We start from the raw sequence: 12,324 nt of genomic DNA, 5'->3' as shown, positions 1-12,324 counted from the left end.
CTGAGCCCACGGTCGCTCGCTGCGCTCGCTCATGATGTGGTAGCCACCTCGGTGTCGGTCGGGCCGTCTGCTGCGGTCGCCGAGCCGGCCCCGACCCGGGTGGGACCGATCTCGACGTCCCCACCATGTAACCGCACCTCCCACGTCGCCAGCACGGCACCTCGATCGGTGAGACAACGCCCGTCGCGCAGGTCGTAGACCTGTTTGAACATCGGCGAGGTGATCGTGGGCACCTCGACCCCGTCCACGGTGGCCGACCCGACGATGCCGCGGGCCATGACGTTCGCGCCGCTGACAGGGTCGCGGTGGCTGACCGCGTACAGGGTGTCGTCGGCGAGCCGGACCACGGTCACCTGCGCATCGCCGACCAGCACCGCCACCGCACCGTCACGCGGCACCGCGTCGAGCGCGCACACCCTGATCCAGTCCACCGCGCCCTCGCCCGGGGTGATCTTCATCGGGGCCCCCGCGAAGTATCGGAGCGACGAAGGAGCGGAGAACTTCGTGGGGTGATCTTCATCGGGGCCCCCGCGAAGTATCGGAGCGACGAAGGAGCGGAGAACTTCGTGGGGTGATCTTCATGACCGGACCTCCAGACGGTCACCGGAGATCAGTACGGGCCGGCGCTGGCCGCGGGTGGTTTCGTAGCGCAGGTCCGGGTCGGGCACCTCCGCCGCGTTGACGAACGAGGTGAAGCGGGCGAGCTTCACCGGGTCGTCGAGCACGTCACTCCATTCGTCGCGGTATGACGCCACGTGGCGCTCCATCGCCGCGTCCAGCTCCGCGGCGATCCCCAGGCTGTCGTCGAACACCACCTCCCGCAGGTGCTCGATGCCACCGGGCAGCTCCTCCAGCCAGGCGGCGGTGCGCTGCAGCCGGTCCGCGGTGCGGATGTAGTAGATGAAGAAGCGGTCGATCGCCCGGATCAGGCCGTCGTCGTCCAGGTCCTCGGCGAGCAGGGTGGCGTGTCTGGGGGTGAAGCCGCCGTTGCCTCCGACATACAGGTTCCAGCCGTTGTCGGTGGCGATGACGCCGGCGTCCTTGCCGCGGGCCTCCGCGCACTCGCGGGCGCAGCCGGAGACACCGAGCTTGAGCTTGTGCGGCGATCGCAGCCCGCGGTAGCGCAGCTCCAGCAGGACGGCCATGCCGACGGAGTCCTGCACGCCGTACCGGCACCAGGAGCTGCCGACGCACGACTTCACCGTGCGCAGGGACTTGCCGTAGGCGTGGCCGCTCTCGAAACCGGCGTCGACCAGCTGTCGCCAGATCGCCGGGAGTTGCTCGACCCGGGCACCGAACAGGTCGATCCGCTGACCGCCGGTGATCTTGGTGTAGAGGTCGAATTCCTTGGCGATCCGGCCGATCTCGATCAGCCCGTCCGGCGTGACCTCGCCGCCGGGGATGCGCGGCACGACCGAGTAGGTGCCGTCCTTCTGCAGGTTGGCGAGCATGTGGTCGTTGGTGTCCTGCAGCGTGCCGCGGTCGTCGCCGAGGATGTGCCCGGTGCCGAGGCTGGCCAGGATCGAGGCGACGACCGGTTTGCAGATGTCGCAGCCGCGGCCCCGGCCGTGCCGTTCGATGATCTCGCTGAAGGTGCGCAGTCCGGTCACCTGGACCGCGTGGAACAGCTCGGCGCGGGTCAGTTCGAAGTGCTCGCACATGCCCTTGGCGACCGAGATCCCGGCGTCCTCCAGTGCCCCGTCGGTGAGTCGCTTCACCAGCGGCAGGCAGGAACCGCAGCTCGTACCGGCGCGGGTGCAGGCCTTGACCTCGGCGACCGAGCAGCAACCCTGGTCGGTCACGGCGCCCCGGATGGCGCCGGCGCTGACGTTGTTGCACGAGCACACGGTGGCGTCGTCGGGTAGGTCGTCGCCCGGTGGCGGCCCGTCGGTCGCGGGCACCAGGTAGGCGCTGGGATCGGTGCGCAGTTGCTGCCCGACCATCGGCCGCAGGGCGGCGTATGACGAGGCGTCGCCCACCAGGATGCCGCCGAGAAGGGTGCGTGCGTCGTCGGACAGGACGAGTTTCTTGTAGACGCCGGCGACCGCGTCCGCGTAGGACACCTCCAGGCAGCCCGGGGCCGACCCGAACGCGTCACCGAACGACGCGACGTCGACGCCGAGCAGCTTGAGCTTGGTGGAGGAGTCGGCGCCGGGGAAGCTCGCGTCGCCGCCGAGCAGTCGATCGGCGGCCACTTCGGCCATCGTGTACCCGGGTGCGACAAGGCCCCAGACCCTGCCCTCGATGCAGGCGACCTCGCCGATGGCGCTGATCGCGGGGTCCTCGGTGACGCACGACGCGTCGACCACCACGCCGCCCCGTTCACCGACGGAAAGTCCTGCGCTGCACGCCAATTCGTCGCGTGGCCGCACGCCCGTCGCGAACACCACGACATCGGCGGGGAGCGAGCTGCCGTCCGCGAACCGCATGCCTTCCACGACGCCGCGCCGCTCACCGAGCACCTGGGAGGTGGCCGTGTCGGTCAGCACGGACACGCCGAGGTCCTCGATCAGGCTGCGGAGCACGGCGCCGCCGCCGTCGTCCACCTGGAGCGGCATCAGCCGTGGCGCGAACTCCACGACGGTGCTCTTCACTCCGAGGGCCTGGAGTGCGCCGGCCGCCTCGAGCCCGAGGAGACCGCCGCCGACGACGACACCGTGCAACGGCCGGTCGCTGTGGGCGCTGCGCAGCGTCTCGACATACCCGCGCAACTCGGCGACGTCGTCGATGGTGCGGTAGACGAAACAGCCGCGGAGGTCCCGGCCCTCGACCGGCGGCCGGGCGGCGTACGACCCGGTGGCGAGCACGAGGTGGTCGTAGTCCACGCCCTCGCCCCGATCGGTGGAGACCCGCTGCGTGTCCCGGTCGACGGCCACGACGGTCGTCCCCTTGCGCAGCGTGACGTGTGGGTCACGCCAGATCTCGTCGCCACCGAGGTGCAGGTCCTCCGGGTCGCGGCCGGTGAAGTAGGTCGTGAGGGCCACTCGGTCGTACGGCGGTCGGGGTTCGTCACCGATGACGGTCACCCGGAAGCGGTCACCGTCGTCGCGCGCCCGCAGCGCCTCCACGAAACGGAAGGCGACCATGCCGGCCCCGGCAACCACGACGTGTTGCTGGCTTTGTGAAGTCATCGGGAGATCTCCTTCTGTGTTGTGCAGGACGTTACGGCGCCAAAGTTTCCGGGGTCGTTTCGTGAATGTTTCCGATGTGCAACGTCATTCGAGGGTTCGACGTCATTCGGTGGATTGACGTCGTCCATCCAGGCCAGCAGTCCGCAGACGACCTCGGTGCAGCCGCCGCAACCGGTGGTCGCGCGGGTGCGTGCGGCCACTGCGGACAGGTCGCGATCGCCCGCGACGTGCGCGTCGACGATGTCCTTCTTGGTGACGCCGTTGCACCGGCAGACGGTCGTGGCCGACGGCATCGTCGTCGGGTCGTCGGTGGCCGACACCGTGGCGGTCGGCAAGCCGTCGAGCAGCAGCAGCGCCGGGTCGGGCGGCACCGGGCCGCCGCGTTCGTAGGCCGCGGTGAGATCCGCCGCGACCCGTTTCGCACCGACGCAGCACGCGGCCACCACCCGGTCGTCGGCCACCGAGACCTGGACGTGGCGTCTGCCCATCGGGTCGCTGAGCGTGACGGTGTGTGCGCCCGCAGGCGGTTCCGGGCCGTCGCCGATGGTCACGACGTCGACACCGACCGCCTTGAGCTTCACCACGGCGTTCGGAGCGGGCGCGGTCGGCACCGGGGGAAGACCGGCCAGGTCCCGCGCGAGCCGGTCGGCCTGCGCCCAGCCGGGTGCCAGCAGCCCGGGACAACCGTCCGGCGTCTCGGCGCAGTCGCCGATCGCCGCAACCCTGGGGTCGGCAGGGCTGCGCAGGTCATCGTCGACCACGATGCCGGTGCGGACCGGCAGCCCTGCCCGTGCTGCGATTTCGGTGCGCGGCACGACCCCGGCGCTGGCCACGACCAGGTCGGCCGGCAATTCACGACCGTCGCGCAGCCGCACCCCGACCAGCCGGTCATCGTCGCGCCGCACCGACTCCAGGTCCGCCTCGGTGAGCACCTCGACCCCGGCATGTGCGAGTGCCGCACCGGCCACGGCACCGGCGGCCGGCGGCAACTGGCGGTCGAGCACGTGGGTGCCGCGGTGCAGGACCTGCACCGCGGCGCCGCGGCCGGCCAGACCGCAGGCGATCTCCAGGCCGAGCAGGCCACCACCGACGACGACCGCCCGGCGTGGGTAGGAGCAGGCGGCCAGCAGTTCGCGGCAGTCGTCGATGGTGCGGAGCATCCGCACACCTTCGTCCGCGCAGCCCGGCAGCGGCTCACGGGCAGCCGACCCGGTCGCGAGAACCACCGTGTCGTAAGGGTGTTCACTGCCGTCGTCGCAGTGCACGACCCGACGGTCGCGGTCGAGCACCGTCGCGGCGACGCCGCGCAGCACGCGCACCGTCATACCGGGGCTGCCCGTCGGCTCGGGCAGCGTGAGCCGGCCGAGTTCGGCGCGCCCGGCGAGCACCTCGCTGAGCAGCAAGCGGTTGTAGGGGTCGTGCGGTTCGTCCCCGACCACGGTGACGTCCAGTGGCGTCGGTCGCTCGGTCGTCACCCGGCCGAGCTGGTCGAGCAGCCGGACCGCCACCATGCCGTGCCCCACGAGCACGATGCGACGGGTGGGTGTCGTCACGCCGTCACCCCCTCCACGTCCACCCGGGACACCTGGACCGCGCACACCTTGAACTCCGGCATGCCGGAGATCGGGTCGGTCGCCGGGTTGGTCACCGCGTTGGCGGCGCCCGGACCGGAGAAATGGAAGGGCATGAAGACCGTGTCCCGGCGGATGTCGGACGACAATCGCGCGACCCCGCACGCGCTGCCCCGCGCGGAGGTGACACGCACGGTGTCACCCTCCGCGATGCCCAGGCCCGCGGCCAACAGCGGGTGCAACTGGACGAACGAACGCGCCTCTCCGCGCACCAGTTCGGGGACCCGCCGGGTCTGCGCGCCGGACTGGTACTGCTGCAGGATGCGGCCGGTGATCAGGTAGATCGGTGCGTCGCCCCGGACATCGTCGTCGACCGGAGTGACGTCGACCGGGATCATCCGGGCCCGGCCGTCCGGTGTCGCGAAGCGGTCCAGGAAGAGGCGCGGCGTCCCGGGGTGACCCGGCTCCGGGACCGGCCAGTACAGCGACGCCCCCGCGTCCAGGCGGGACAGATCCACACCCGTGTAGTCGGCGATGCCACCGGCGCTGGCGCGTGCCAGCTCGTCCAGCACGAGGACCGGATCTGCCGCGAACTCGGTTGGGGCGTCGAGCAGTCGGGCCAGATCGTGCCAGATCTGCAACTCGTCGCGCACCCCGGCCGGCGGTGGTATGGCGCGGCGGCGTCGCAGCACCCGGCCCTCCAGCGAGGTCATGGTGCCCTCCTCCTCGGCCCATTGCGGCACGGGCAGCACCACATCCGCCAGGAGCGCGGTCTCCGACGGCACGAAGTCGGCGACCACCAGCAGGTCCAGCTGGGTGAGCTTCGCGCGAACCCGGTCCGAATCCGGAGCACTGACAACCGGGTTGGCGCCGTGGACGAGAAGCGCCCGTGGCCCGCCCGGTGCACCGATCGCGTCGAGCAACTGCACGGCCGGCAGACCCGGGCCGGGGATGTCCTCCGCGGGCACGCCCCAGACGCCGGCGACGTGCTCGCGCGCCGCGGGGTCATTGATCGACCGGTACCCGGGCAACTGGTCGGCCTTCTGCCCGTGCTCGCGGCCGCCCTGCCCGTTGCCCTGCCCGGTGATGCAGCCGTAACCGGAGCCGGTCCGGCCGGGCAGCCCGAGTGCGAGTGCGAGGTTGATGGCCGCCGACACCGTGTCGGTGCCGTGCGCGTGCTGCTCGGCGCCGCGTCCGGTGAGCACGTAGGCGCCGCTGCCATGGCCGGCGGGGCTTGCCGCCACCAACAGCGCTGCGGCCGCTCGTAGTCGGTCGACGGGCACACCACTCGCCTGCTCGACGCGCTCGGGCCACCACAGGGTCGCCGCGTCACGCACCCGCCCCCAGCCGGTCGTCCGGGCGGCCAGATAGTCCTCGTCGCCGTGCCCGCCGAGGACCACCAGGTGGAGCAGCCCGAGCAGCACGGCGATGTCGGTGCCCGGCACCGGCTGCAGGTGCACGCCACCGCCGGAGTCGGTCAACGCAGCCGTCGCCGATCGGCGCGGGTCGACGACGATCAGCCCGCCGCGCTCCCGGACGCCGGTCAGGTGCTGCAGGGACGGCGGCATCGTCTCGCTGAGGTTACTGCCGACCAGTAGCACGGCAGCGGCGCCGGCCAGATCGGTGAGCGGGAAGGGCAGTCCACGGTCCAGCCCGAAGGTCCGGTTCACCGCCGCCGCGGCGGACGACATACAGAAGCGGCCGTTGTAGTCGATGCGCGACGTGCCGAGCGCGACCCGGGCGAACTTGCCCAGGGTGTATGCCTTCTCGTTGGTGAGACCGCCGCCGCCGAAGACAGCAACGGCGTCGGGTCCCCCAGCCGCCTGCGCCTCTCGGACGCCGGAGACGATCCGCGCATACGCCTGGTCCCAGGTCGACTCGACCAAGGAACCGGACTCGTCGCGCACCAGCGGAACGGTCACCCGGTCGGGCACGCCCAGCAGCTGAGCCGCCGTCCAACCCTTCTGGCACAGTCCGCCGCGATTGGTCGGGAAGTCGCGCGGTTCGAGGTGCACCGCGCCGGATTCGTCTGCTGTCAAACGGATCCCGCACTGCAGCGCGCAGTATGGACAGTGCGAGTCGACACCGGTCATACCGGTTCCGTCCCGGAACCCTTGCGGCCGTACACCGCCCAGGTCACGACCGCCATCAGCAGGTAGCAGGCGAGGATCGCCCAGAGCGCGGGCACGATGGTCCCCGTCGGATGGGCGGCGCCGTGCGTCGCCGATTTCGAGAGCGAGAAGACCTGCGGGATCACGAATCCACCGAGGGCGCCGACCGCTCCGACGATGCCGATCGCTCCGGCAGCGACCTTGCGGGCGACAGCCACCTCCCGCGTCGAGCTACCGGCCGAACGGGCGAACACGGCAGGGATCATCCGGTAGATGGAGCCGTTGCCGATCCCCGTCCAGGTGAACATCCACAAGAAGGCAACCATGAACCAGCCGAAACTCTTGGCGGACAATGCGATCGCGACACCGGCGGCACCGAGCGCCATGGCCGTGAAGCTGCCGACCGTGACCCGCCAGCCGCCGACCCGGTCGGCGACGATGCCGCCGAGCGGGCGCGACATCGAGCCGACCAGCGCGCCGAGGAAGGCCATCGTCATACCGACGCCGAGCAGCGCATACGTTCCGCGTCCGGGGAAGGCGTCGTTCATCAGTTTGGGGAAGACTCCGGAGAAGCCGATGAACGATCCGAACGTCCCGAAGTAGATGAACGACAGGATCCAGGTGTGCCGCGAACGCGTCGCCGCGGCATACGTGCCGGGCTCCGAACGCGCCTCCGCGAGATTGTCCATCCGGAGCCACGCCGCGATCGCCGCCAGGACCACCAGCGGCACGAAGACCCAGCCCACCACGGGCACGTTCGGGTGGCCGACGGAGACGCCGGCACCGGCGGTGACGATCACCGGCGCCGCGAACTGCACCGCTGCGGTGCCGAGATTGCCGCCCGCGGCGTTGATCCCGAGCGCCTTGCCCTTCTCCGCGGCGGGGTAGAAGAACGAGATGTTGGTCATCGACGACGCGAAGTTGCCACCGCCGACCCCGGCGAGGGTCGCCATCGCCAGCAGCACCGGGAAGCCGGCGTGCTGACCGATCGCCAGCGCCAGCCCGATCGTCGGCAGGAGCAACAGCAGCGCAGAGACGACCGTCCAGTTGCGCCCGCCGAAGCGGGTCACCATGAACGAGTACGGGATCCGCAGACTTGCGCCGACCAGCGTCGGGATCGAGATCAGCCAGAACTGCTGGGGGTCGGAGAGCGCCGACGCCCCGGTGTAACCGTATTTCGGCAGCAGCGGCACCACGACGCTCCAGATCGCGAAGACGCCGAAGCCGAGGAACTCGGTGAACACCGACAACGCGAGATTGCGCTGTGCGGTCCGGCGGCCGAACTCCTCCCACTGCGCGGGGGCCTCCGGGTTCCAGCCGGAGATCCACCGTCCGGGGCCGATGATGACACCGGGTGCGACCCGGCGGCCGCCGGCCTCGAGATCCGTCGCGAGCGCCATCTCCACCTCCGTGTGCGGTGCCCCGGGTTGGGGCTTCTGGCACTCGAAGGTAGGAACCGGATGTTTCCGAAAGCGGTGTCGTCGTGTTACCTGGAGGTCACGGCGATCTCACCGGACCTGCTGCGGCAGTGAGAGATTCACCGTGCGTGGCGCCGCAGAACCGCAGGACTGCGCGGAGAACGGGTGCTTATGCGAGCCCGAGGTCGGCCAGCCCGTAGGCCGTGAGATAGGACACACCCGCCTGCTCGATGCGCTCGCGCGCACCCGTCGACCGGTCGGCGATTACCGCGACGGCGACCACCTCGGCACCCGCCTCCTGCACAGCGGCGACGGCTTCGAGCGCGGAGGCGCCGGTCGTGGAGGTGTCCTCGACGACGACGACGCGCCGGCCCTTGATCGACGGGCCCTCGATGCGCTGCTGCAGACCGTGCGCCTTGCCGGCCTTGCGGACGACGAAGGCGTCGAGCGCGCGCCCCTGCGCCGCGGCGGCGTGCAGCATGGCGGTCGCCACCGGGTCCGCGCCCATGGTGAGACCGCCGACGGCGTCATACGAGAGGTGGGCGGTGAGGTCCAGCATCACCTGACCGACCAGTGGCGCCGAGACACCGCTCAGGGTGATCCGGCGCAGGTCGACGTAGTAGTCCGCCTCTTTGCCGGAGGACAACGTGACCTTCCCGTGCACGATGGCCTGTGCCTTGATCTGCTCCAACAACTCCTGCTTGGCCAACGCCAACTCCTCGCTCACTGGGGACGGTGCTTGCGGGCGAGCTTGCCGGCCCGCACGATCGGACGTGGCAGCACCCGCAGCGCGGTCGCGGCCACCTTGTACTGCGGGCCGGGGATGGAGATGACCTTCCCGCGGTCGACATCTTCCAGGCACGCCTTCACCAGCGAATCCGCCTGCAGCCACATGAAGTCCGGGATGCCGTGGCCCTTGATGCCGGCGCGCTCGTGGAACTCGGTGCGGGTGAAACCGGGGCAGAGCGCGGTCACCGTCACTCCGGTGCCGCGCAGTTCACTGGCCAGGCCCTCGGAGAAGACGGTGACCCAGGACTTGGCCGCCGAGTAGGTGCCCGATGCGAGGTAGCCGGCCACCGACGAGACATTGACGATCGCGCCGTTCCCGCGCTGCCGCATCGACAGGGCGGCGGCGTGGGAGAGCACCATGACCGCCCGGACCAGCACGGTCAGCATCTCCTCCTCGTCGCGGATCTCGCCCGCCAGGAACGGCTTCTTCAACCCGAAACCGGCGTTGTTGACGAGCAGGTCGACCGGCCGGTCCGGGTCGGCGAGCCGGTCCGCGACCAGCTGCATGTCGAGCCGGTCGGACAGGTCGGCGGGGAGCACCTCGACCGACACCGAGTGCTGCTGCTCGAGCTCGGCCTTCAACCGCTCCAGGCGGCTCGTGGTGCGCGCGACGAGCACGAGGTCGTGACCGCGTGCTGCGAGTTGGGTGGCGAAGGTCCTGCCGATACCGGCGCTCGCGCCGGTGACGAGTGCGGTGGCCATGGGTGGTGAGTCTATTGGTCGTGCTCCTCGTCGAACTCCTCGCGGTGGGCGACCACCTGCGCGATGTGCTGCTCGGCCCACGTTCGCAGGACGTCCAGCGGCGTCTGCAGGGACCGCCCGAGGTCGGTCAGCGAGTACTCGACCCGCGGCGGGATCTGCGGGTATGCCGTGCGTATGACGAGCCCGTCGCGCGCGAGCGCCCGCAGCGTCGCGGTCAGCACCTTCCCGGACACGCCACCCACCCGGTCACGCAGCTCGGTGAAGCGCAGCGGGCCGTCCGCGAGCGCCCCGATGACCAGCACCGTCCATTTGTCGCCGACCCGGTCCAGCAGCACCCGGGTCGGGCACTGCGGGTCGTAGCCGTCACCGACCCAGCCGGAGACCGCTGCCGTCATACTCGTCACACTCCGCTTTAGTTACCTTGAGGTACCAGGATACCAAAAGTTACTGTTGTCGCATCACGAACAGTCCGTCTTCCAAGGAGCAGGCATGAAGGTTGCAGTCATCGGAGCCAGCGGCATGGTGGGTTCGCGCGTCGTCGCGGAGCTCGTCGGTCGCGGTCACACCGTCACGGGCGTCACCCGGTCGGGCACGCAGGTGCCGGGCGCCACGAGCGCCCAGGGCGACCTCGGCGACGCCGACTTCGTCCGGTCGCTCGCCGCGGACCACGACGTCATCGTGTCCGCCACCGGCCCGAGCCGCACCGGCGAGGACCACCAGATCTGGCTCGACGCGTTGCAGACCGCCGAGACCAATGCCGGCGACAGCCGCCTCTTCGTCGTCGGCGGCGCCGGTTCGCTCCTGGTCGACGGCGGCCGCCTGGTCGACCAGCCGGGCTTCCCGGAGGCATACAAGCCGGAGGCGCTCACCGCCGCCAAGGCGCTGGAGGCCATCCGGCAGGCGCCCGACGGCCTCGACTGGGTGTTCCTCTCCCCCGCCCCCGAGATCGCGCCGGGCGAGCGGACCGGCAACTACAAGACCGCCGACGACTCGCCCGCCGGCGAGCACATCAGCGCCGAGGACTTCGCGGTCGCGATCGCCGACGAGATCGAGCAGCCGAAGCACCGCCGGGCCAGGTTCACGGTCGCCAACTGAGCCTTCTTGCTCGACTCCTCGCAGGCCGGACCGGGTGCCCGGCCCGCGAGCTCGCTCGGTCCGCTGCCCGCCCTGGTCGTCGTCTGGCGTGCCACGTAGGTTGGGCGGGTGCGCATCGCGACCTGGAACGTCAACTCCATCCGCTCCCGCATCGACCGTGCCGTCGGGGTGCTGGAACGCCACGACCTGGACGTGCTGCTGCTCCAGGAGACCAAGTGCCGGGACGACCAGTTCCCCGAGATGCCGCTCTCGGCGGCCGGGTACGAGGTCGCGATGCACGGGCTCAACCAGTGGAACGGCGTCGCGATCATCTCCCGGGTCGGACTCGAGGACGTGACGATCGGCTTCCCCGGCATGCCGTCGTACGGCGAGCCGCCGGTCGCCGAGGCGCGCGCCATCGGCGCCACCTGCGGGGGCGTGCGGGTCTGGTCGCTCTACGTGCCGAACGGCCGGGAGATCGGCCACGCGCACTACGCCTACAAGCTCGACTGGCTCACCCGGCTGCGCGACGTCGCCGCCGGGTGGCTGGCGGACGACCCGCAGGCCCAGGTGGTGCTCGCCGGCGACTGGAACATCGCCCCGCTCGACGAGGACGTCTGGGACATGGCCTTCTTCGAGGGCAAGACCCACGTGACCGACCCCGAACGGGCCGCGTTCCGCGCCGTCGTCGACGCCGGGTATGCCGACCTCGTCCGCCCGTACACCCCCGGTCCGGGCACCTACACCTACTGGGACTACACGCAGCTGAGCTTCCCCAAGCGCCGTGGCATGCGCATCGACTTCGCGCTCGGCACCCCCGCGCTGGCGGCACGGGTCACGGACGCGTCGATCGACCGCGAGGAGCGCAAGGGCAAGGGCGCCTCCGATCACGCACCGGTCATCGTGACGCTGGCCGACTGACGCTGGCCGACTGACGCTGTTCCGTCGCGTCGCGCGACGGCATACAGTGACGGCAACGAACTTCAAGGGGGCACCATGACAGAGGACGACGAGTCGACGGTCGAGCTGCGCCGGCAGAAGGCCGAGGAAGCGGCGAGCACGCAGCGCCTGGATGCGACGCCGCAGACCCAGCGCCTCCCGCAGGCAGCGCCGGCGCCGTACCAGGCGCCGTACCAGCCGCAGCAGCAGTACGCCCCGAGCACTTACCAGGCGCCCGCCGGCCAGTACGGTCCCCCGCCGCCCGCCTACCCGATGCAGCAGTACGCGCCGCAGCCGATGATGCCGCCGCCCCCGGCATACAACTCGGTCGTGATGACCGGCCGGCCGCCCGCCTCCGGTGTGGTGGTCGCGATCGCCTGGATCCTGGCGGTGCTGTCCTTCCTCTACCTGCTGCCGTGGGCGATCGCCGCGACCCGCAACAAGTCCAACCAGGGCGCGATCTTCCTGCTCAACTTCTTCCTCGGCTGGTCGTTCATCGGCTGGATCGTCTCGCTCGTGATGGCGTGCAGCGCCGAACCGCAGACCAACGTGGTGGTCGTCAACCACGCGCCGCAGTACTACCGCTGAC

General features: G+C 70.7%; 11 protein-coding genes. 3 read left to right on the top strand and 8 right to left on the bottom strand.

What is annotated here, in order from left to right; all coding sequences use genetic code 11:
• Positions 1 to 29: 29 nt before the first annotated feature.
• The 8 genes from nirD to FHU39_RS20410 all read right to left on the bottom strand — a co-directional run bounded on the left by nirD (position 30) and on the right by FHU39_RS20410 (position 10,117).
• Positions 30 to 458 carry a nitrite reductase small subunit NirD gene (gene nirD / locus FHU39_RS20445; protein ID WP_183322572.1) on the bottom strand — a complete coding sequence of 143 codons (429 nt, stop codon included), beginning with the start codon at positions 456 to 458 and terminating at the stop codon, positions 30 to 32.
• A gap of 120 nt (positions 459 to 578) precedes the next feature.
• Positions 579 to 3,131, bottom strand: coding sequence for a nitrite reductase large subunit NirB (gene nirB / locus FHU39_RS20440; RefSeq protein WP_183322570.1), 2,553 nt, complete (start codon positions 3,129 to 3,131; stop codon positions 579 to 581).
• A complete protein-coding gene (locus FHU39_RS25115) occupies positions 3,128 to 4,684 on the bottom strand; it encodes an FAD-dependent oxidoreductase (RefSeq protein ID WP_343066044.1) in 1,557 nt (518 codons plus the stop codon). Before FHU39_RS25115 ends, nirB begins: the two co-directional genes overlap by 4 nt.
• Positions 4,681 to 6,795, bottom strand: a complete 2,115-nt coding sequence (locus tag FHU39_RS20430) for a molybdopterin oxidoreductase family protein (RefSeq protein ID WP_183322569.1) — start codon at positions 6,793 to 6,795, stop codon at positions 4,681 to 4,683. The genes FHU39_RS25115 and FHU39_RS20430 overlap by 4 nt, the downstream gene beginning before the upstream one ends.
• Complete coding sequence (locus tag FHU39_RS20425) at positions 6,792 to 8,213, bottom strand: MFS transporter (protein ID WP_183322568.1); 1,422 nt, start codon at positions 8,211 to 8,213, stop codon at positions 6,792 to 6,794. The genes FHU39_RS20430 and FHU39_RS20425 overlap by 4 nt, the downstream gene beginning before the upstream one ends.
• 187 nt (positions 8,214 to 8,400) lie before the next feature.
• The gene (gene pyrE / locus FHU39_RS20420; protein ID WP_343066043.1) at positions 8,401 to 8,958 is read right to left on the bottom strand and encodes an orotate phosphoribosyltransferase; all 558 of its coding nucleotides are present in this window, start codon (positions 8,956 to 8,958) and stop codon (positions 8,401 to 8,403) included.
• Positions 8,955 to 9,722 carry an SDR family NAD(P)-dependent oxidoreductase gene (locus FHU39_RS20415; protein WP_183322567.1) on the bottom strand — a complete coding sequence of 256 codons (768 nt, stop codon included), beginning with the start codon at positions 9,720 to 9,722 and terminating at the stop codon, positions 8,955 to 8,957. The genes pyrE and FHU39_RS20415 overlap by 4 nt, the downstream gene beginning before the upstream one ends.
• An 11-nt stretch (positions 9,723 to 9,733) precedes the next feature.
• Positions 9,734 to 10,117 (bottom strand): winged helix-turn-helix transcriptional regulator, encoded by a 384-nt coding sequence (locus tag FHU39_RS20410; protein ID WP_183322565.1) that lies wholly within the window; start codon positions 10,115 to 10,117, stop codon positions 9,734 to 9,736.
• A gap of 94 nt (positions 10,118 to 10,211) precedes the next feature.
• Here FHU39_RS20410 and FHU39_RS20405 point away from each other — a divergent pair, with 94 nt between their 5' ends.
• The 3 genes from FHU39_RS20405 (at position 10,212) to FHU39_RS24450 (ending at position 12,323) form a co-directional block, all read left to right on the top strand.
• Complete coding sequence (locus FHU39_RS20405; RefSeq protein WP_183322564.1) at positions 10,212 to 10,817, top strand: NAD(P)-dependent oxidoreductase; 606 nt, start codon at positions 10,212 to 10,214, stop codon at positions 10,815 to 10,817.
• Positions 10,818 to 10,925: 108 nt separating this feature from the next.
• Positions 10,926 to 11,717: an exodeoxyribonuclease III gene (locus FHU39_RS20400; RefSeq protein ID WP_183322563.1), complete on the top strand. Its 792-nt coding sequence runs from the start codon at positions 10,926 to 10,928 to the stop codon at positions 11,715 to 11,717.
• 75 nt (positions 11,718 to 11,792) lie between these two features.
• Positions 11,793 to 12,323 (top strand): superinfection immunity protein, encoded by a 531-nt coding sequence (locus FHU39_RS24450; RefSeq protein WP_246336774.1) that lies wholly within the window; start codon positions 11,793 to 11,795, stop codon positions 12,321 to 12,323.
• Position 12,324: the final 1 nt, after the last annotated feature.

Source organism: Flexivirga oryzae, assembly GCF_014190805.1.
Taxonomy (GTDB): Bacteria; Actinomycetota; Actinomycetes; order Actinomycetales; family Dermatophilaceae; genus Flexivirga; species Flexivirga oryzae.
This window is presented reverse-complemented; position numbering and strand designations above follow the sequence as displayed.